Source organism: Aporhodopirellula sallentina SM41 (genome assembly GCF_000346505.1).
GTDB lineage: Bacteria > Planctomycetota > Planctomycetia > Pirellulales > Pirellulaceae > Rhodopirellula > Rhodopirellula sallentina.
The window spans coordinates 15,070-35,510 of sequence record NZ_ANOH01000370.1 but is presented as its reverse complement, the minus strand read 5'-3'; the positions used below and the strand labels follow the sequence as shown (position 1 = coordinate 35,510).

Here is a 20,441-nt window from a genome sequence, read left to right as displayed (position 1 = left end):
CGCAACGTTGACGTTGACGGGAATGATCACCGCGTGGGGATTGCTCGGGCTGACCTTTGTGATGGGGTTGGGCATGGTAGTGCATGTGCCAACGTGGCAATCAGCGATTCCCGAATTGGTTCCGCGGAGTCAGATCTCGCGAGCGGTGGGATTAGGCAGCATCAGTTTCAATTTGGCTCGGACGCTCGGCCCGGCGATTGGTGGTGTCTTGATCGCGGTGGTGGGGATTTGGAGCACGTTCGCAATTAATGCGTGTACCTTTGCCGCGGTGGTCGGAGTGTTGTTCGTGTGGAAACGGCAAACCACCGAGAGCAGTCGAGGCCGATCTTTCATTGCTTCGATGCGACAGGGAGTGAGGTTTGTCGCGCTGCACCGGGTGATGCGTCACGTGATGATCGGCGTGGGATTCTTTGTCTTACCCGGCAGCGCCTTTTGGTCGTTGTTGCCGTTGTTTGCCAAAACGGAACTCGGTTGGGGCGCACGCGGGTTCGGGATCATGGTTGCGGCGGTGGGCGCCGGGGCTGTGTTGGGCGCGTCAGTTCTGCCGAGACTGCGACATCGGTTCGGATCGGATCGTTTGGTGGCGGCGTCGATGTCGGTGTTCGCGTCGGGATTGTTCGTGATGAGCCGCTCGCCACATTGGTCGGTGTTGCTGCCGATGGTGTTGGTGATGGGAGCCGGATGGATGGCGACGCTGACGACGCTCAACGCGACCGCGCAAATCACTTTGCCGCCGCGTCTGCGAGCACGCGGGATGGGGTGCTATTTGACGATGATGGCCGGTTCGATGGCGTTGGGCTCGTTGGTGTGGGGCCAAGTCGCCGGGCGGATCGAATTGTCAGGGGCGTTGACCGTTTCGTCGATGTTGATGTTCGCAACCGCGATGTTCAGTTTGGTCTTTCCCTTGGCAACACAGCTCGATGATTAGAGCGAATGCTTTGAGACTTTGCGAAAGCACATCCGCCGATCGGCGCTCGCTGCGGTTGGCACTGCACAACCGGAGCTAACGCCCGTTGGCGAATTCGTTCAACGAGTTTTTGGAATAAGTTCTTCGTTTCAGGAAACGACCACGTGGGCGCAAAAAAAGGGGCCACCTATGAGGTCGCCCCGAAAATCGGTTTCCTGATCGTTGAATCTTCGATGAAGATTAGCCGAGCACTGATTTCAGCATAGGCAGTTTGCTCATGATTTGTTCGACGACATCATCGCCAAGTTTTTCTTTGAGAAATTCGAGGACGGTCGAGACAAATGGTCCTAGTTTGTCCGCATCGATGCCCGTGCTCGCGAGAGCGGATGCCATTTCCAGGCCCCCGCCGGCGTTGCCACCGAGAGCGGCCGAGGCCATTCCGGAGAGTTTCCCGAGAAGTCCACCGCCGGCGGCCGGAGCGGGCTCGTCAGCGGCCTGCGAGGCGGCTTCTTCGGCACCGGGGACGGCACCGGCGATTTGACTGAACAGATCGCCGCCGACTTGGTCTTTGAGCAACGCCATCAGTTTGCCGAGTCCGGCGTTGGCGATTGACGAGTCGACGCCAAGGCGTCCGGTGATCAGTTGGACTAATTCATCCATGGTTTTTCTTTCGATGAGAGCAGGGGAGAAAAGGTTTACTCGATGAGGAGACGTCCGGAGTCGGCGTCTGAAACCGTCGCTGGAAGAAACGGGCCGCCAGTGGAAGTAACGCTCGTGGGAACATCCGCAGTGCGGGGCATACCCATGGCGACACTATCCGACGTCGATCGGAGCCGATGTCGATCGGAGCCGACGTCGATTGGAGCCGATATCGACCCCATCCGCTGCCGACTACGTTCCCTGATGGGAATCGGTTCAATGCACAAGGGTACAGGAAAAGCTCCTGCGGGTGGGAATTGTTGGCGCGGCGTCGAGGCCGTTCAAGATGCCATTCGTTCCAAACCGCGGCTTTTTAACATTCTTGGCATTGACTGGCGCATCGGTTTGGTTCACGCTTCGAACTAGTTGAGCACCACACTCTCGGCGGTGATTGAGTTTTGGAAACGTTTTCCAGTGATTCCGTCGGGAATGCGAGAGGCATTTTGTCTCGTTGGTGACGGTTCGTAAGGTTAGTTTTGTGACGAATATTTATGTAGGGAACTTGGCGTTCTCGGCGACCGAAGACGATCTTCGGGGAGCGTTTGAGCAGTACGGCGAAGTGTCGACTGTCAACATCATCATGGATCGGGAAACCGGTCGCAGTCGTGGTTTCGCGTTTGTCGAAATGTCAGACGCTGACGGTGCAAAAGACGCGATCGAAAATCTGGATGGTCAAGCGATCAGCGGTCGTAATGTGACTGTAAACGAAGCTCGTCCTCGTGCCCCACGCGGTGGTGGCGGCGGTGGCGGCGGCGGAGGTGGACGTGGCGGCTACGGTGGCGGTGGCGGCGGTGGTCGCGGCGGCTACGGTGGTGGTGGCGGCGGCGGTTACGGCGGAGGCGGTGGCGGACGCGGCGGCGACCGTTACTAGGATCCACCGATCCGGGCACCACAACCGTTGAGCCATCAACGGTAAACCGGTGCTTGGAAGGTCACCCAAGGGAGAACGCGATAACCATTAGGGACACCTGATGAGTTCCCGTCGCGTTCCAAATCAATTAAAACGACAACGGGATGAGTTCACCGGGCTCATCCCGTTTTTCGTGGATACTCGCCTCTTTGAATGAGTCGTCGCGAGATGAGTCGTCGCGAGATGAGGCGTCGCGGGAATGAGTTACCGCGGGCACTGGGATGATGCTAGCTGCCTTGCTGGCACTCCGGTGAAGACCCAAAGCGTGCGTTCTACTGCATGGCGACAAAACACCGGCGATGGACCAGTCCCGGCTGGGTCGACGAATGTTCTCACTCAGGCTGTACGTGCGGGCGTACGGGTGAGTCAGAACATTCGTCCCAGGACGTGTCCACCGCCGGTGTGGGGGACGCACTTCGATCTCGCCTCACACGTTTTTCAACCGAACAACAGAAGATGTGGTTGCGTGCAGGTGGCGGATCGAGATGACGATTCGATTAACGCCGCTTGGAGGAGGATTGCACGGCGAGTTGCATGTGTCCGTAGAGCGTTTGGTCGCGGCGGACGATGTAGAACTTGGCGTTCGGACCTTGGCGGATCTCAGGATGATTGAGGATCTCTGCGAGATCGGCGAGGCTCGATGTTTGCCACGAGTGAATGCCGAGTAGCACGTCGCCGACGCGAATGCTTTGTTCGTCGGCAGCCGATCCGGGGCGAACATCGGTGACGACGAGTCCGCCACGATAGTTCGTCTGCATTTGGCTGTTCATCCGGCGGGTGAAGGCATCACCGGCGGGTCGCACGGCAACCCCGATCACCTGCCACGCGAGTGCGGCGGTCGGGTCCGATGTGTTTTTCGTCGAAGGCACGGTCGAGACAAACGTTTCGTATGTTTCGTTGCCGCGTTGGAACTCCACCCGCAGTTCATCTCCGGGCGTTGCGTCGAGTACCGACAGGGCATATTGCAGAGGTGTGTTGATCCGATCTTGGTCGACCTTAATGATCCGGTCACCCGGTTTCAGGCCGCCACGTTGGGCCGAGCCACCATCAATCAGATCGACCACCTGCAGACCACCTTCGCGGTACGATTTGCCTTGCAGTCCAATCACGAACCGGCGGTCGTTGTGTCGGTTGACCATTTCGGTCACCGTGTCGAGTACCTGGTCGATCGGAATGGCAAACGCGATTTGCTGAGCACCGACACGGACGGCGACGTTCACACCGATGATCTCGCCGTCGATATTCAATAAGGGGCCACCCGAGTTTCCTGGGTTGATGCCGGCACTGGTTTGAATCAAGTCACGGTAACTTTGGGTTTCGTTGACCGGGATGTCGCGATGCAGTGCGCTGATGATGCCCGTGGTGCTGGTGTGCACGTACCCGAACGCGTTACCGATCGCGATCACGGGTTCACCCACCATTAAATCGTTGCTGTGTCCGCGCGGAATGGTCGCGTAAGGACCTGCGCCTCGCAGTTTCACGAGTGCCAAATCGTTGCTCGGGTCCGACGCGACGAGCTCCGCCGTGGTGGTCGAACCGTCGTGCAACGTGACGTTGATTTCGTAGACGTCTTCGACAACGTGGTAGTTGGTCACGACGTAGCCACGTTGATCGATGACGACGCCGGTTCCCATTCCGTTAACCTGTCGGGCGACGTCGCCGGATGCACCGGCCATCGAAGCGGCGGTTTGACGGATCGTCTTTTGACCGTGCAGGTTCACCACCGAGGGTGCCGCACGACGGATGGCCGTGACCGTGGGCGTTTCCCGGTTGGAACGACGGCTGGCGTGGGCGGATCGATCTTCGCTGGCCGAGTTTCGGTAGCTCGTTGCGGTGACCGATTGCAGGTCTTCGGCGGAAGCGAAGTCGCAGTTGGCTGTGCCCATCGCCGTGATCGTAATCAGGGCGAGGCCACCCACCCATCGGCGAATCTGAGTCAGACCGCGACGGTGTGATGCACCCACAGACCGTGTCGCCGAAACGGGGAGACTGGTATCGATATTCTGATAATTAAAACGCATGTATCCCCGCACCCACCGAGCCGACCGAAGAAAACGGAAGCCGCGTGCCAGCCGGAGTGACCGGCACAAGGGGTAGCATCGGACGTTCGCGTTCGATCGCTTGATCAGGCATAACCTGCCCCGCAAGGTTTACCACGCCAAACGTTGGAGCTTGACTGGGTAAGATAGGGCGCTTTGTCAAACCGTGACGGTCGTTCCTTTTCCGGGTGAATTTGGGACGCTCACGACGCAAAGATTGCCGCAAAAATTCAAACCTCGCTCAAGTGAACTCCCAGCCGAGGGGAGCAAACGTGCGTTGCGGGCGATTTCGCTTGGGGAAGCGTATCGGACGCCACCGGGTTCCTCCGCGGGGAGGTTCGCAACCCATGCTGGCAAGCGTGATCAGAGTGTCGATCAGAGTGTCGATCGCAGAGGTTGATCAGAGAGGTCGATCACGGCAAAGTTTCAGTTCTTGAAGTCACCGGTTTGCGAACCGGTTGAGATTGACGCGGCGGCCGAGTGCGATTGAATCGCAAAGGTGCGATTTTCCTTGCGAACCAACTGACCGCAGGCGGCATCGATGTCGCGGCCGAGTGAATAGCGGACGGTTGTTTTGATTCCGCGGGACTTCATCGCGGATGCAAAATCGGTGATCTCGTCCGGTGCGGTTCCTCGAAGGTGCGGGGCGTCTTCGATGGGGTTGTACGGGATCAGGTTCAGATGAACGTCGAGTCCATCGAGCCACCGCGAAAGTCGTTCGCGATCCACCTCGGTATCGTTGACGCCGTCGAGCATCAGATACTCGATCATCACTTCATGGCCTTGCATGGCGTTGCACCGTGCGATCGTTTCCCGCAATTGATCGAGCGGATAGCGTTTGGCCAGCGGGATGATGGTTTCGCGGGTTGATTGATCGGCGCTATGAAGGCTGAGTGCGAGATTGATTTTGGGGAACCGTTCGGCCAAGCGTATCATGCCGTCGCACACGCCAACGGTGGAAACGAGAATCCGGGAAGGCGAACGGTTGAAGTGATCGGTCGCGGTCAGCAGATCGATGGCGTCGGTGAGGTTGGATTCGTTGTGGAATGGTTCGCCCATTCCCATGAAGACAATGTTGTCGAGGCTGGTTTGTTCGGCCGCGAGAATTTGTCCGGCTTGCAAAACTTGATCGAGAATTTCAAAAGAATGCAGATTTTTCGCGATCCCCATTTTGCCAGTTGCGCAGAAATCGCATGCCGCCGCGCAGCCGACTTGGCTGGAGACACATAACGTCGTCCGACCGGTTGCGATTCGCAGGATGACGGCCTCAATCAGCATGCCCGCATCGGTTCGAAAGAGCATCTTGGTCGCGCCGTCGACATCGGAATCGAATCGGCGGTAGCGATCGAGGACGTGAAACCGCAGCGATTGAGGCAGAGGAAAATCAGCGGCTGCTTCTTCGTCCGAGCGAAAATGCTTCATCAACCGATTTCGCAGCACGCGGATGTGTTGCGGGTCGAGTCGATGTTGTTGTCGGAACCGTTCGATCGCTTCGAAATCGAACGGGGAGATGATGGTCGGGTCGTTCAACGCAGCGGGCTTTTCTGTTGGTATCCCTGAGTTTCTTCGTCGGAGTAGATCCGTTCTCCGTCGCGGTAGGCGCGGCTTCGTGCACGGGTGTCCCAGTTTTTGGTGTCCCCTTCGGCGACGATATCGCGAACCTGATCGACAGACAAGTCATGCAGGGCGGCGAGTTGCCGGAGTGTGTTCTCGTGAGTTTTGTCGAGCATGTTCTCGAGCTTGTCACGCACGTTGCTGCCCGGCAAAACCAACGCTTTTTCGGTGGTCGTCCGAGCACTGCCGCGAACGTCGTTATAGATATCGCGTCGTTGTTGTTCAGGGATGTTGACGATAGTGAGCGCGGCGAGTTCTTCCGGTGTGGCCTCTGCGAAGACCGGCTGCGGTGGCTCGGCGGCGACTTCTCCGGCGGAATCTTCGCTGCTCCGCGTCAACGACCAGATGCCAACGATGCAGAGAATCGCGACCAACGCCAGTCCCGCACCGACAGCGATGATGGTCATCGTTTGGTCGTTCGGTATGCTGTCCGCGTCATCGTCTTGCGGGCCAGCGGCGCCCCGGAGGGCGGCGTCCTCGCGATTGTCTGCGGGAGCGGCCGCCTGCGCCGACGCCGATGCGGCGAAGACGTTGCCGCATGTCGGGCAACGGACCGAATGCATCGCCGCGGGGACATTCACCGCGGCCGCGCATTTGGGACACTTCAATACACGGACGCTCATGGCAGCTCCTGCAAGAGTCCTGCGGTCAATGAGGCAACCATCGGCAGCATTTGTTGTTGCTGTTGTTGCAATGCGTAGGCACGTTGGCCGGACAACCCATGGTGGTCAATATGCTCGAGTTCGGACGAGAGAGCTTTCCACGCCGACGCCAAATCGGCGGCGGGACGTTGCATGCGTTCGTAGGGTTGGTTTGCTTCAAGGAGCGAGAGAATCGTTCGGGCGGCCTCGTAAACATCGTGCGAATGATCGACGATCGACCTCGCGTAGTCGTCCGGTCGGAGATAACGTCGCAAACGTTTGAGGTCGGCGTAGAAGTATTCTGCGGTTCCTTCCAATGCGGCGGCCTCGGACATCCATTTCTCGCGGTCGATTTGTGGAATCCCCGGCGCAGGAAGGTTGCTCGGCGGAGGTGCCATCCACAGCAACGCGTAGGTTTCGTCACCGCACTGCGTTACGCGGGCCAAACGTCGCTCGAGCACCGTATCGCGATGTTCAGCCACCGATTCCGCGAAAGGCCGCCAACGGGCGACGAAGTTGGTGAAGTTCGCGACGATTTCGTCGTACGACATCGACGGCAAATGATCGGCTTCCTCCATGATGGCCTGGCGGAGCAAACGTGCCTCGTGAATCAGTTCCCGCGAGCGATCACTCGGCATCCGCGCGTCGGGAAGGTCATCAATCAAAGCTTGAATGTATGTCGCGGCGATGATCATTTGGTCGTGCAAGCCATGACGATCAAATTGTGGGGTGATGTCGCATATCTTCGCCAAGGACCGGCATGTCGAATCGCACTGTGCGATTTGGGAACGCATCGCTCGGCTGCGGTCGGGTACCGAACGCAAACGGAAGGACACCTCTCGGTAACGTTGGTCGATTTCTTGATAGGCGGGGATCAAACGCGACAACGATGAGGACGTTTGAGTTTGCGCTCTCAGAGCATCGACTTGAGCTCGGAGTTGATAGACCGACGGCAGCTGAGCGCGGTACTCACGATTCGATCGAGCTTCGGATTGAACGGTTCGCATGAGCTGGCTCAGCTCATCTTGAAACTGATTCAACGCAACGTCGAACTCATGCAAGTCACGCCGGTGACGGTCATCGTGGGTAGGAGGCCTCCGGCGGTAACGAGGATCGGCATCACGTTCGTTTCGAGGGGCGTCCGCCGGCGAACGATCGCGGCGACCGTCGCCGGGGTGTGACGGACGTGTCGGTTCCCGGGATGGAGTTGTGTTTGAGGATGGCGGTGTTTTTCGAGTGGGACCGGCGGCGGGGCCGAGTGGTCCTGCCGGGAATCCACCGGGGGTGCTGTTGGGGCGATCGCGAGGTTCGGGATCGGGCGTCGGGGCCTGGCCCGCTCGATTGCGTGCCTCCTGCATCTGCTTTTCTGCGATCGATCGGAACAGACTTTCTAAGAATGAACCGTTCTGTGCCATGGCGGCTGAAGCGTACAAACTCGAAAAGCCAAACAAAGCGACCATTCCGATTTGTCGGCAAAACCGAGCGTCTGGCGAGAGGAGTCGCACGAGACGCAAAGGATGTCGAAACATAATGAAGGAATCCGCAGGGAAGTGGAGGAGATAGGTAAGCGTCAGTGTATCACGTTCCCTGCCCCGTTTTGATGCGGGCGAATCGGACGACGACAAATCGTTCGAGGGGATTTCATACCCATTGCTCTCGCCGAGCGGCCGATTTCAGTGCACCTGCAAGCTGCCTTTGCAGCGGCAAAATGCCAGTGCACGTGATACGGATTTACCGCAACGGAACCGAATCCAACGCATCCGAATTACGCTTCAGTGCAACGGGATACGGTCCGGGCGAGACACTCGCTACGCCTTTTCGAACACGCGCCGATGCTCTCGTCTTTCTCAGCTTTCCGACAACGCGATACAGAACCGGATCCCGGTGTCTCTCGTCGTTTTGCATTTCGGATCGAGTGCGATCGGGTCATTTTGGTGGTGGCGACGCGTCGCGAAGGGGGACCGGTCGATGTCGACGTGGACTACATCCGTTTGACGAAGTCGTTGGATTCGTCCGTTGGTGAAGTCCCAGGGGAATACGAAGGCGATGTCGCCGAGGAGCGGATCGCAGACGATGACCAGCGTCGAACGTCATCTGGTTCGCAACCAACCCGTACCGCATTCGATTGGATACACGGTGACGGTTGGCAACGTTTGCGAGACGCGATCGATACACTCGCGACACGGCACAAAATTGGAGGCGAGAGCGTTGCGGTTTCGCTGACCGGAGACTTCTGTGTGACCCGTATTTCTACGGGGACCGTCGATGACGTGGAAGGAGAACTCGGGGCACTCGCCGGACGGATCCCACGTTACCTGCAGCTCGGTCCCGGTGGAAAACTCATCGGTCAAATTCGCGAAACGTTGAGCCCCGGTATCGATCACGCGTTGACGGCGGTCGGTAATTTCACGCGGCTGAATGCTCTTTATGAAGCCTTCGTAAGTTGTCATCTCGATGTGGCTTGGATCGAGCCTTCGCTGGTCAGCATGGCGCGGATGGTTGGGATGCTCGGGATTGATGACGAGAAACCCATTTTGATTGCGGACTCGTTCGGTCAATCGTGGGAAGTTGGCATCACCCACCAAGGTCGATTGTTGTTGGATTACCGACCTGCGGCGGCACACGATGCGCAGACGTTCGCGATCGCGGTCGATCAGCACCTCGCGAGGTTGCGTCGGTTTTGCCAACGTCACCGAGGGATGACGCAGAGCGAATTGAGTGATCTCTACGTGGGCGGCCCGCCGGATAAAGTCGACGAGGTGCTTGCTCACTTCGGCCAGAAAACCAATCTCGATGCCAAACCGTTTCATCTGCCCACGTCCTGCGTGAACCTGAACGTTCCCGAGGAGATTGAATCCGACGGGGTTGCGGCGTTTGCCTCGGTGTTGCCATTGATCCAACCAACGGTGATGCAGAGCCCGCCGGACCTTTTGCAAACGATCCGTCGTGACCGCGCTCAATCCAAAGTGATCCGCGCGGTGTTGGCTTTGTGGCCTCTCGCGGTTGCGGCGGTTTTGCTGCTGACGACATCTTTGTGGGTCGGGTCGCTGCGCCGGGAAGCCGAACAGAAACACCAACAACGTCAATTTGTTGAAGACCAAATGCGAGCCACGCGGGTTCGGATGGCGTCGTTGCAGTTGGACCGTTCGTGGGTCCAACACCTCGGTCAAATTCAGAAGAAAACCGTGTCGCCACCGATTGTGGATTTGACCCGTCAAATCACGCAGTGTCTGCCTCCGCAGGCCGCTCTCACGGCGGTGCGTTTTGACGTGGAACACAACATCATGTTGACCGGTCGCACCGCCAACGAGGCGGAGATCTATGAAATCGTCGGATACCTTCGCCGGATTCCGGGGATCGATCAGGTCGCGTTGCTGGCTACGACGAGCGGTGTGGTAGCGAACGAATCGCAGTTCGAAATGCGACTGTCGTGGGTTGCCGCCGACACCGGTGAAACGATTGGTGTCGATAGTGCGGACGCCGAACCGGTGCAGGAGTTGTAAGATGAATAAACAGAACGATCGGGTAATCAGAGCGATTGTTGCGTGTGGTAGTTTTGTCGCCTTGATCGTGATCGGGTATCCACTAGTCGATGAAGGTCTTAGGCTTCGCGAGGACCATCGTGCCCTCTCGGAGCTCGAGAAAGATTTCGAGCAATCGCAATCGCGTGACGTGCGTCTGCACCGAATCGAATCGAAGTTGCAAGAACAAAAACTGCAACTCGTAAAGCAATGTGTGACCCAATCACGCATTCCGGTGGTGCGAGACGAACTGATCACGATGATCCGCGACTGTGGCGGCAGTTTGCGTGCGTTGGAAATCGAAGACGAGCAGAAGCGATCGTGGGGCACGGAAGATGATGACCCACGCAGCCGTCGATCGCCCGACTTCGGAACTGAATCGGAATTCAATCTCCACTCACATGAAGTGTCCTTGTCGGTCGTCGGACCGCTCGAGGCCGTATTGGAAATCGTTCGTGTTGTTGATGATCATCACTGGTTGTTGAACATCAACACGTTGACTTTAGAACCGGTCGCTGGAGGTGATTCGGTACTCAGCTTAGAGATGAACATGACGCTCTTTGGTCTCATGCATGCCCCTGCGGGGATGGAAGACGCGTTTGCGATGATCGACTGAATATGACGGTGACGGACTGCCCCGTCCGTCCCAGAACTTGTCCTTATGATGAACTGAACGCTTATGGCCACGGAAGGCATGGCGGTACAAACGAACTGGCATTGGAAACTGCGATTCTGCGGTTGCCTGATTGCCGCGTTTGTACTCGCCCCACTACCGACAACCCAGTCCGCTGAGCCCGGCGGATCTCCAACGGTTTCTCCACTCGGTGTGTCATCGCAGGAAGCGTCCGCCCAAACACTTCCTGCTCCGGCGCAGAGCGATTCCGCACCCACGAATCCTAACGCGACGCATTCGTTTTCATTAAACGCGTCGGGTTCGGCGGACGCCAACCGTATTCATGCGGCAAACGTTTCGAACGAGACCGCACCATCATCGTCCTCATCGGATAGTTGTCAGACTCCGGCTCAAGCGACCATTGAAGAGGCGCTCAACCGCCGCGGCAGCATCACGTTTCGGAAGATGCCGCTGCAGGAAGTCGTGTTCTCGCTTTCGGAGTTGTGGCAAATCAACATCGTTGCCGGAGAGAAAGTCACCGGCGAAGTCTCGGGCGTGTTCAATGACGCGCCACTGCGTGACGTGCTCGCGGCGGTCCTGACGTCGTCGGGATACGGTTACACCTCGGCGGGCAGCAGTTTGGTGGTGCTTCCGATTGATGAAGTCGGAACGAGCAGTCCCGAGTTCCGTTCACGCACGATCGCGTTGCCGGTCGCAAACTCCCAGCAGCAGAGTTCGATGATCGAAGCGGCAAAAATGTTGCTCAGTGATCGAGGGAAAATCCAAGCGTTTGGCAACGGACGGGTGTTGGTGATCGACTCACCCGAACGCATCGCCAGCGTTGAGAGAATGTTCGGCGAACTCTCGACGGGAACCGGATCTTCCGCGGCCCAGTCGGGGACGGCGACGTCGTCCCTCGGTGCGAGCGTGCCGGGAAGCGTGGGTTGGGCGCGAACTCGCATCGCGTACTTTACCCCTCAGTACACCGAGGCGGCAGAGATGGGCGTCTCGCTCAGCGAGGCACTCGGCAGCGGCGTGGTCGCGTCGACCCCCGATGCCTCATCGACGGCCGCGGCAACCAACTCCGACGCACCGATCGTTGCGGTCTACGAAGAAGAGAACCGCATCATGGTACGCGGCACGCCGGAGCAACTGACGCTCGCCGCCGAAGCGTTCCAACAACTCGACGTGCCGCGGGCGCAGGTGCGAATCTCGGCATTGATCTATGACGTGAACCTGGAAGAACTCGAAAGCCTCGGGATCCAGTGGGGACGCGGAACATTGGGCGGACAAGCCGCCTCGAAAACACTCGAGTTCGCCAGTCTCGTGCCTACCGGAGCGATCGCCGAAGCAGGTGCGTCTACGTTAACGATGGGATCGATCGCAAAAGACTTCAACGCATCGTTGATCGTGGAGGCCCTCGACAGCACAGCGGAAGCAAAACTGCTCGCCAACCCTTCGATCACGGTGGGAGACCGTCGGGATGCCACGATCAAAATTGTGACACAGATCCCGTACCGGACAGCGGAAACACCGGAGCAGTCCACGAGTGACGAAGGGACTTCGGTGATCACGCAACAAATCCCAACCGTTGAGTTCAAAGAGGCCGGGATCACGCTCGTCGTTCGTCCACGGATCAGCAACGACGGCATCATCGAGATGGTTGTCAAACCGAAACACAGCACTCAAACGGGAACGGTTAACTTCCTTCCGATCATTGATGAACGCGAAGCCGAAACGACCGTACGGGTCGCCAACGGGCAGACGTTCGTGATGGGGGGGCTGCGGCAGAAGAAGATTGTCGAAAACGTCTACGGGATTCCTTACCTGCAAGAGATGAAGTACGTCGGCAAACTGTTCCAGAGCCATAAGACTTCGATCGTTGAAAGCGAATTGATCGTGTTCTTGAAGCCGGAAATCGTTAGCCCGTGTCATCCTGGATTGGCACGCGAACGACAGGCGGCACGGATCGCGATGTGCCAACTCGACCAGATTCCTTACGCGAGCCTTTGTCCGCAAACGCCATACTGCAACGATTTGAATTGTCCGAACCACCATCCACGGGCACGGATCAATGGCGGTAGCACGGAGCTGCAGATGCTCGGTGGTGTCGGGATCACTCCGTTCTCCTATTCGATCGACGAGAACCAACCTTACTATCCGGCCGCGACGAACGGATCGTCTTACGTTGATGGTGCGTCGATCGGTGACGGGTATTCGGAAATGTTGGGGACACACAACAACCAATCGGTGTTGTCGGGTCATTCGCCGGTCGAGGTGGCTCCCTATGAAAACATCCCTGCCCCCATTCCTATGAACCAGTGAGACCTTCGATGCATGTGTTTCACCGCCGAAGCGGAGTTGTTTGCCAATTAGGCGTTTTGATGGGATTGATGTTCGCCGGAGGGTGCGGGATCGAGCCCGAGACGATCTCCCGCATTGAACAGATGTCGATGCAGAAGTCGTCTGCGTTTGCATCGATGGATCAGCCCCCGGAGTTGGACGTGACGCGGACGTCCGGGGAAGGGTTTGTGGTTCCGTTTCCTGATCGCCAAGATCCGTTTCAAATCGTGCGAAAAGGCGCGGCTCCTCAGAACAAAAAAATCACCGCGAGCAACATCAGCGTGGTGGGTTTTGCCAAGCTGAAGGAACAGCAGGCGATTCTCAAGATCGATGATCAGAGTCGTTTTGTCGTCGTCGGGGACAAGGTCGGCGAGGTCGAGGTGCTGGCGATTACTCCGCCACGGGTACGGCTGAGAAACGGTAATTTGGTTTGGGACGCTAGCATGTTCCAAAACCGCTAACGGCGCACAGGTGTTAAGCGTTTCGGACGATCGGAAACGTTGCGAAAACACGACTTTTCGAACCGACTTGACGTGGCGGCGATCTACGGGGTACTCACCGGGGTGAATCTGAAAAACGCGCCCATGATGGGCGTTTTGAACTTTGCCCAAACCGCCTCGGTTCTCTCGCTTCATTCGGTTCTCTCACTTCATGTCGTCTGCTGATAGCATCGCCGTGCCTCGTCCCCGACGTTGGGATGAGCCAATGGACCCGCACATGACCGATGCGGACGTCGATTGGTTGCTCACGCGGATGCCGTTTGCCGCGTTGGACGCGAGTCAGTTTCCGAAATCAATTCCACTCGATGGCGTTTTGAAGAACGACTGTCGGTTGCATCGGTTCGCGCCCGGTCAGGTGATCGTGCGTGAGGGGGATTACGCCAACAGCGCATTTTTGGTGCTCGAGGGGAACGCCGAGTTAATCACGCGCCCCCTGCCTCCGGACGTGCTCGGTCGCCGCGAGGTGGAGAAACGCAGTTGGTCGGACGCGTTGTGGCAATTCTTGCGGCCGAGCGGCGTGCGTGAGGCTCGGCGTCCGGAAAACGTCACACCCGACGTCGAATTGCATGATCGTCCGGGGACTGAACACCGGGCGTCGGGAAACGAGAACACGTCGCCGATCGCCGGCGATGCTGACGCTCAGCCGACGTTGTACCTGCAGGATTTCGGTGGTCTGGTTCGTGCCGGTCAAACGGCGAGACTCGTCGCGGGAGAGTTGTTCGGCGAAGTCGCCACGATGCTCCGCGGTCCTCACGGTGCAACGGTCGTTGCTGGTGAGAACGCAACGTTGCTCGAAATTCGGTTGCAGGGGCTCAAGATGCTGCAGCGGGACACGGCGTTCGCCGAGCGGATGGAGGAGCATTACCGGCAGCATTGGCTCGCGATCCATCTCAAAGAGATTCCGCTGTTGAGGTTCGTTCCCGAGTCCAACCTTCGCAACGTGGTCGAGCACACGCAGTTGAGGTCGTTCGGTCGTCTGCAATGGAATGCGGACTATTCCAAAACACGCAAACTCTCGCCGGCCCAACAGATCGAGTCGGAACCGGTGGTTGCTCAGGAAGGGCATCACGTGACCGACCTGATTGTCGTCCGCAGCGGGTTCGGTCGGGTCTGTCAGAACTATGGTTCGGCACAGCGAACGACGGCGTACCTCGGCAAAGGCCATGTGTTCGGGCTCGAGGAGATCACGCTCAGTGTGACCGGTGGAAACGGGGCACCCATGCCTTTGCAGCATTCTCTGCGGGCGGTCGGTTTTCTCGATACGCTGCACATACCGGTCGAGTGTTTTGCTCGAGAAGTCCTGCCGCACATCCGTCGGTCCGAACTGCCGCCGAACGCCGCCGAGGCGATGTTGCATCGGCCACAGGGGCCGACCAAACGAGAACGACGCAGCGTCGCACGTGAGGAATCTCGTCGTGACGATGCACAGTCGACGACGGAGGAGACCGAGACCGCGAGTGTATCGACTACGGCGAAGACATGGGATGATCTACCGAGTTCGACCGGAACGTCGTTCGAACCGACCGGATTGTTGGAGTTCATCGTTCAGAATCGATACAACAACGGCCGCCAGGCGATGATCATCGACCTGCACCGCTGCACGCGATGCGACGATTGCGTGAAAGCGTGTGCCAGCGTCCATGACGGCAACCCGCGTTTTGCCCGCATCGGTAACCATCACGAACGGTTGCAGTTCGTTGAGGCGTGCATGCACTGCACCGATCCGGTTTGCATGATCGGTTGTCCGACGGGAGCCTTGCATCGCGACGAGTCGACGGGGTTGGTCAACATTTCCGAAAACATCTGCATCGGTTGTGGTGTCTGCGCGAAAGGGTGCCCGTACGACAACATTGAGATGGTGGCGATCTCGGATCCATCGGGACGGCCTTACCTCGATATGAAAAGCAAACAGCCGATCACGAAGGCAACCAAATGCGACATGTGCAGCGGACTGCCGAGCGGACCGGCATGTGCCGCCGCGTGTCCTCATGACGCGTTGGTGCGGATTGATTTGAGCGAATCACCGCCGTTGGAAGACTGGCTACGGAGGCGCACATGAGTGTCGTTGAACGAAGGCACGGTGGGGCGATCTCGACCACTCAGCGATGCAAGGCGGCTGCGTCTGGACTCGTGAACCGAGTGACCGGTGCGGGGCGAGCGTACTCGTTTCGGCGTCGGCGGGTGGTCGCGTGCGGAGTCGTGGTGGTGTCGCTGGCCTTGGCCGCGTTGCTCGCTTCCGGGATGCACGCAGCGCTCCTGCATTCCGGAGTGATGACGGGATGGATGTTGATCAGTTGTCTGTTCCTTTTAGTGTTGATCGGTGTGCGGCGTCGTATTCCGGTCTTGCCGCTCGGGACGATGAGCGTTTGGACCCAGGTTCACATCTACACCGGGCTGTTTGCGGTCGGAGTGTTTTTGTTGCACGTTCCCGCGATTTTGCACGGGCGTTTGATCGCGACCGGGTATTTGGAGGGAACGCTCAGCGGTTTGTTTTGGTTTGTGAGTGCGTCAGGTGTGTACGGGCTGATCGCGAGTCGCCGCATTCCTTGGCGTTTAACGAACGTAGGCGAACAAGTCCGTTTGGATCAGATCCCGTGGTACCGCGAGCAGATTTCGCGCAGCGTTTCGGATGAAGTCCAGTCGCTGACCAATCCGGCCGCGATCTCGGTGATCGGCGAATTTCATCGTCGTTATCTTAGTCGTTATCTCTCTAGTAAGCCGTCGTGGTTGTATCTGATCTACCCGACATCGGTTCGACGACGTCGGGTGCTCGCGGGGCTCGTCGAATTGAACCGATACCTCGAAGAAGAAGATTGCCGCGTCTGCGGGCGTATCGCCGCGTTGGTGCGTCGACGCGATGATTTGGATTACCAGTATGCCCTGCAGTTGCGATTGCGGGTTTGGGTGATGCTGCACAGTGCCGCGTCGGTTGCCTTGTTGGTGATGGCGATCATTCACGGAATTCTTGCGATGCGGTTCGTTGAATCATGAGTCGATCTCCCCGACGCGACGAAGTCGATCTGCCTGATCCACCCCGGATTCAGCGTCCGGGCCGACCGTTTTTGTGTGGACGCGGCCAGCACGGTAACCATTCCGCGGGCGACACGCAGACCGCCACGCCTTGCGCCGAAGGACCGACCATTGCCGGCGAGTGTCCGTTCGCCGGGCGATGCCATGACGATTCGGGATCCGGTTCGGGCAAGAAAAAGACCGCCGGGAAAAAGGGGGCAAACGATTTTTCACCGTGTCGGCCGATTCCGACATGGGCGGGACGCAGACGACGATGGACGGCCGGTGTGCTGTTGCTGTTCGCGTTTGCTCTCGTGGGAGTATTCGGCACTTCGTTGGCCCCAGAATTTGTGCGTCCGGGAAATCTTTCGACGTCACATGCTCAAATCCTCACGGGTGATTTGACGGCCGGTGGCTGCACGGTTTGTCACGGCAACGTGTCCGCAGAAACCTGGATGGCGATGAAAGAGGCCGGTCATGTCGGAACCGAAGAATCCCTGACGATGACCGATCGGTGTGTCGCGTGTCACCACGACCGAATCCCGGTGGACCTGGCAACGTCGGCACACAACGTGAGCGCGGAAACCCGTCTCGCGATTGGCGAACAACGACGTGAGATTATGCTCGCCGCAGCGACGGACTCGTCGTCCGTTCGTACGGTGTCGGGTTCGGGCGTTTCGAAGTGGTGGCCCCCGCCGGCGGTTTCGCAAGACGACGTCGCGTGCAGCGTTTGTCACCGCGAGCACCACGGGGCGGACGCTGATTTGAAAGCGATTGCGGATTCACGTTGCCAAACGTGTCACTCCAATCGGTTCGGATCGTTTGCTGATTCGCATCCGGAATTTACCAATTGGCCGACGTCGAGCGAACATGCGATCGCGTTCGATCACTCGCGTCACGCGAACATGCATTTTCCCAAAACGGCCGAAGCCGAAGGGCCGAATCAGACGCTCGCGTCGCAGTTCGATTGCCGATCCTGTCACATGATCGATCCGGCGTCTCAGAGCGATACCCGTGACGCTTTGTTGAATGATTCGATCGTCGGAACGTTGCCGTTTGAGGCGACCTGTGCCGCCTGCCACGAAGAGTCGCTCGGGGTACAGATCGCGAGCGGTCCTGCATTGATCGAGTTACCGATTCTGCCGCGAGAGGTCGCTGAGCAGATCGAATCGTGGCCCGAGGACGCGATCGGCCCGCCTGATGGAAAACTATCGGCGTGGATGCTGTTGTTGCTTCATGACCAAGACCCGTCGGTTGATTTTGCACCGTTGTCGAATTTGGCGTTGGTCGATTGGCAGTCCAGGAGCAATCAGGAACTCGCGGTTCGATTGGGCAAAGCCGTGCGAGAATTCGCGATCGCGTTGTCGATCGATGGGCAGGCGTTCTTGCTGGATGCCGCCCAAAGAGCGGGAGCTGATTTGGAAACCTCCAAAGCCTTCGCGGGTTCGTTCCCGACGCAGGTGATGCGTGACGCGGCCTCGGAATGGTTCGGACGATCGAACGTTTCGGCGAGCGATCGTTTCTCGGCGAGGCAGTCTGCAGCGTCGGATTCGCTCGCGGCGACACCGGATTCAGGCGATGGCGATTTGTTGGTGGATTGGTCGGCGGAGGGCGGCGACGATTTGTTGCTGTCCGGCGGAGCGAACGACGATCCTTTGTTGCTAGGCGGTTCGTCATCGAATGGGGACACCCAGTCGAATTTGTTACTGCCCGGTGGCGGCGCGACCGATCGGGGCTTGGCGAATTGGGAAGACGAACTCGGCAAGCGATTCGACGCGGCGCGGGCCCAGTCGCTCGGCGGTTGGTATCGCGACGATTTGACGTTGTCGATCCGCTACCGAGGTTCCGGGCACTCCGACGCGGTGCTGCGTAGCCTCGTGGAAGTGGCATCGAAGAGTGACCCGGTGATCCGTGAACTGGTGATGCAGCAACCTGCTGTCGCGGCGTGTGTTTCCTGCCACACCAGTTTGCCATGGAGAGAGTCGCACGAGAGTTCGCTCCGCAACCGTTTGACGAAGTTCTCACACCGTCCGCACCTGGATATCACGGCGCTGCAAAACTGCGAACATTGTCACTCGATGCGGCCCGGTTCGGAATCGGAAGCAAGTTCTCCTTCCTTCGCGGCAGCGACCCAGCCGTCGCCGCTCACCGGTGATGCGTTGTATGACACGATTGGGTTGCTCAATCACGTGTCGGCCCGGCCGGATGCGTCGTCCGATGTGTCGCCACATCTGGCGTTTGGAGATACCGACGCGGATGAAACGACGCGACACGGTCATTCGGACTTCCTGCCGCTTCGCAAAGCCGCGTGTGCCCATTGTCATACGGCTAGCGCCGCAGGGGATCACTGCACGACCTGTCACCGGTATCATGTCGGTGATGTCAGCCAACAATCCACCGCCGTCTCCCCATTCGAACCCGTTCGCTAGCCGATACGTTCGGCCGGGATCGCTCACGTTTCGATCGAAACCTGGGATTCGCGATGAATCAAACGAGGAGTTTGTTCGCTCGCTCGTGGACTCACTTCGGCAGCATCGCTGCGGGATGATCGTTGGCGATCATGGGACGGGCAAGTCAACGTTGCTGCGGGAACTCGCCGCAACGCTCGCCGACGAGATGCCCGGCGGTCAGTGGGTTCAGTTGACGCTGCCTGAAGGTGGTTCGCGATGGCATCTGCGTGAAACGGTCGCCAATATCGCGACGGTTCGTCGGCTCGCGAGACAGACTGAACCAGGCGGGGTGTTGGTTATTGACGGAGGCGAGCAGTTGCCAGCGGTCTATCGGATGTGGCTGTCAATTCAGATCAAACGTCGAGGCAGGTTTTGTCTGATGACCAGCCACGCGAGCGTCGCCGGGTTTGAGACGTTGTATCAAACGAGTTTGTCGGCGGAATTGATCGAAGAACTCGTGAGCGAACTCTTAGCACACGATCCCCCCGCGAAGGCACCCGAGCACGAGCGAAACGTCAGTACGGAAGTGCGGCGGTATCTCGGCGGTATCGATCTGTCGGACGTGAGCAACCTTCGTGACCTCTGGGACGATCTGTATGAGGTCGTCGAACGGGTGACCGAACAGTAGTCGCGTTCGTCTGACGACGCGTCTCTCTTTTTTGCGGCTCTTTCATGCCGGGGCAAAATCCTAAGAAAAATCGTTGACCCGCTGATCTGACGGCTGTATGGTGTCTCTAGTACACCAGTTAACCAGTGTTGGGAGTCGGTGCGAACATGTTTTTTACAGTGGACCCTTCCAACGGAGTTCCGATCTATTCCCAGATCGTTCGCCAGGTGAAGTTTGCGGTGGCCGAGCGGACCCTGCGGCCCGGGCAGTTGCTGCCGAGCGTTCGGCAATTGAGTCAACAGCTCGCGGTCAACCCGAACACGGTCGCTCGCGCGTTCCAAGAACTGCAATCCGAGGGCGTGATCGAAACGCTCCGCGGACGTGGCGTCGTCGTTTGCAAAGGCGCTGTTGAGCGATGTCGCAAACAGCGGCAATCGATCTTGGCCGAACGTTTGTCGGCTGTCTTGACGGAGGCTCTGCAAGCGGGCCTCTCACCCGAAGAGGTTCGCAAACTCGTCGACAAGCAATTGCGGAGCCTCGAAGGAACCATCGAAGCGATCGCGGAATTGCAGTGATCCATCGCCTTGT

Annotated in this window: 16 protein-coding genes; 11 read left to right on the top strand and 5 right to left on the bottom strand. The window is 58.4% G+C overall.

The window, feature by feature from the left end:
* Positions 1–928: MFS transporter (locus RSSM_RS24530; protein ID WP_044303560.1), on the top strand; the 928-nt coding region annotated here is incomplete at its 5' end.
* A 219-nt stretch (positions 929–1,147) separates the two neighbouring features.
* Here RSSM_RS24530 and RSSM_RS24525 read toward each other — a convergent pair.
* Complete coding sequence (locus RSSM_RS24525; protein ID WP_008685982.1) at positions 1,148–1,567, bottom strand: DUF2780 domain-containing protein; 420 nt, start codon at positions 1,565–1,567, stop codon at positions 1,148–1,150.
* 517 nt (positions 1,568–2,084) lie between these two features.
* On the opposite strand from RSSM_RS24525, the gene RSSM_RS35240 reads away from it, so the two are divergent.
* A complete protein-coding gene (locus tag RSSM_RS35240) occupies positions 2,085–2,477 on the top strand; it encodes an RNA recognition motif domain-containing protein (RefSeq protein ID WP_044303559.1) in 393 nt (130 codons plus the stop codon).
* Between the two features lie 536 nt (positions 2,478–3,013).
* On the opposite strand, the gene RSSM_RS24510 is transcribed toward RSSM_RS35240, so the two are convergent.
* From RSSM_RS24510 to RSSM_RS24495, 4 genes are all read right to left on the bottom strand, one after another.
* Positions 3,014–4,402, bottom strand: a complete 1,389-nt coding sequence (locus RSSM_RS24510) for a trypsin-like peptidase domain-containing protein (RefSeq protein WP_044303558.1) — start codon at positions 4,400–4,402, stop codon at positions 3,014–3,016.
* A gap of 579 nt (positions 4,403–4,981) precedes the next feature.
* Positions 4,982–6,085, bottom strand: a complete 1,104-nt coding sequence (gene rlmN, locus RSSM_RS24505) for a 23S rRNA (adenine(2503)-C(2))-methyltransferase RlmN (protein ID WP_008685975.1) — start codon at positions 6,083–6,085, stop codon at positions 4,982–4,984.
* Positions 6,082–6,792: a zinc ribbon domain-containing protein gene (locus tag RSSM_RS24500; protein WP_052336111.1), complete on the bottom strand. Its 711-nt coding sequence runs from the start codon at positions 6,790–6,792 to the stop codon at positions 6,082–6,084. The genes rlmN and RSSM_RS24500 overlap by 4 nt, the downstream gene beginning before the upstream one ends.
* Positions 6,789–8,339: a hypothetical protein gene (locus RSSM_RS24495; RefSeq protein ID WP_008685973.1), complete on the bottom strand. Its 1,551-nt coding sequence runs from the start codon at positions 8,337–8,339 to the stop codon at positions 6,789–6,791. The genes RSSM_RS24500 and RSSM_RS24495 overlap by 4 nt, the downstream gene beginning before the upstream one ends.
* Before the next feature lie 303 nt (positions 8,340–8,642).
* On the opposite strand from RSSM_RS24495, the gene RSSM_RS24490 reads away from it, so the two are divergent.
* From RSSM_RS24490 to RSSM_RS24450, 9 genes are all read left to right on the top strand, one after another.
* Positions 8,643–10,313, top strand: coding sequence for a hypothetical protein (locus RSSM_RS24490; RefSeq protein WP_044303549.1), 1,671 nt, complete (start codon positions 8,643–8,645; stop codon positions 10,311–10,313).
* 1 nt (position 10,314) lies between these two features.
* Positions 10,315–10,947: a hypothetical protein gene (locus tag RSSM_RS24485; RefSeq protein WP_008685970.1), complete on the top strand. Its 633-nt coding sequence runs from the start codon at positions 10,315–10,317 to the stop codon at positions 10,945–10,947.
* Between the two features lie 78 nt (positions 10,948–11,025).
* Positions 11,026–13,269, top strand: coding sequence for a type II secretion system protein GspD (locus RSSM_RS24480; protein ID WP_236621355.1), 2,244 nt, complete (start codon positions 11,026–11,028; stop codon positions 13,267–13,269).
* A gap of 128 nt (positions 13,270–13,397) precedes the next feature.
* Positions 13,398–13,748 (top strand): hypothetical protein, encoded by a 351-nt coding sequence (locus RSSM_RS24475; RefSeq protein ID WP_236621354.1) that lies wholly within the window; start codon positions 13,398–13,400, stop codon positions 13,746–13,748.
* A gap of 172 nt (positions 13,749–13,920) precedes the next feature.
* The gene (locus RSSM_RS24470; protein WP_390174068.1) at positions 13,921–15,846 is read left to right on the top strand and encodes a 4Fe-4S dicluster domain-containing protein; all 1,926 of its coding nucleotides are present in this window, start codon (positions 13,921–13,923) and stop codon (positions 15,844–15,846) included.
* Positions 15,843–16,778, top strand: coding sequence for a hypothetical protein (locus RSSM_RS24465; protein WP_008685965.1), 936 nt, complete (start codon positions 15,843–15,845; stop codon positions 16,776–16,778). The genes RSSM_RS24470 and RSSM_RS24465 overlap by 4 nt, the downstream gene beginning before the upstream one ends.
* Positions 16,775–19,225, top strand: a complete 2,451-nt coding sequence (locus tag RSSM_RS24460) for a hypothetical protein (protein WP_008685963.1) — start codon at positions 16,775–16,777, stop codon at positions 19,223–19,225. Before RSSM_RS24465 ends, RSSM_RS24460 begins: the two co-directional genes overlap by 4 nt.
* Positions 19,176–19,874: an ATP-binding protein gene (locus tag RSSM_RS24455; RefSeq protein ID WP_052336110.1), complete on the top strand. Its 699-nt coding sequence runs from the start codon at positions 19,176–19,178 to the stop codon at positions 19,872–19,874. Before RSSM_RS24460 ends, RSSM_RS24455 begins: the two co-directional genes overlap by 50 nt.
* A gap of 146 nt (positions 19,875–20,020) precedes the next feature.
* Complete coding sequence (locus tag RSSM_RS24450; protein ID WP_044303554.1) at positions 20,021–20,428, top strand: GntR family transcriptional regulator; 408 nt, start codon at positions 20,021–20,023, stop codon at positions 20,426–20,428.
* Positions 20,429–20,441: the final 13 nt, after the last annotated feature.

What these genes read in the sequence shown, in the direction of transcription:
- RSSM_RS24525 (WP_008685982.1), bottom strand. Translation starts at nt 1,567, where the DNA reads ATGGATGAATTAGTCCAACTGATCACCGGACGCCTTGGCGTCGACTCG.
- RSSM_RS24510 (WP_044303558.1), bottom strand. Translation starts at nt 4,402, where the DNA reads ATGGGCACAGCCAACTGCGACTTCGCTTCCGCCGAAGACCTGCAATCG.
- RSSM_RS24500 (WP_052336111.1), bottom strand. Translation starts at nt 6,792, where the DNA reads ATGAGCGTCCGTGTATTGAAGTGTCCCAAATGCGCGGCCGCGGTGAAT.
- RSSM_RS24495 (WP_008685973.1), bottom strand. Translation starts at nt 8,339, where the DNA reads ATGTTTCGACATCCTTTGCGTCTCGTGCGACTCCTCTCGCCAGACGCT.
- RSSM_RS24490 (WP_044303549.1), top strand. Translation starts at nt 8,643, where the DNA reads ATGCTCTCGTCTTTCTCAGCTTTCCGACAACGCGATACAGAACCGGAT.
- RSSM_RS24485 (WP_008685970.1), top strand. Translation starts at nt 10,315, where the DNA reads ATGAATAAACAGAACGATCGGGTAATCAGAGCGATTGTTGCGTGTGGT.
- RSSM_RS24480 (WP_236621355.1), top strand. Translation starts at nt 11,026, where the DNA reads ATGGCGGTACAAACGAACTGGCATTGGAAACTGCGATTCTGCGGTTGC.
- RSSM_RS24475 (WP_236621354.1), top strand. Translation starts at nt 13,398, where the DNA reads ATGCAGAAGTCGTCTGCGTTTGCATCGATGGATCAGCCCCCGGAGTTG.
- RSSM_RS24465 (WP_008685965.1), top strand. Translation starts at nt 15,843, where the DNA reads ATGAGTGTCGTTGAACGAAGGCACGGTGGGGCGATCTCGACCACTCAG.
- RSSM_RS24460 (WP_008685963.1), top strand. Translation starts at nt 16,775, where the DNA reads ATGAGTCGATCTCCCCGACGCGACGAAGTCGATCTGCCTGATCCACCC.
- RSSM_RS24455 (WP_052336110.1), top strand. Translation starts at nt 19,176, where the DNA reads ATGTCAGCCAACAATCCACCGCCGTCTCCCCATTCGAACCCGTTCGCT.
- RSSM_RS24450 (WP_044303554.1), top strand. Translation starts at nt 20,021, where the DNA reads ATGTTTTTTACAGTGGACCCTTCCAACGGAGTTCCGATCTATTCCCAG.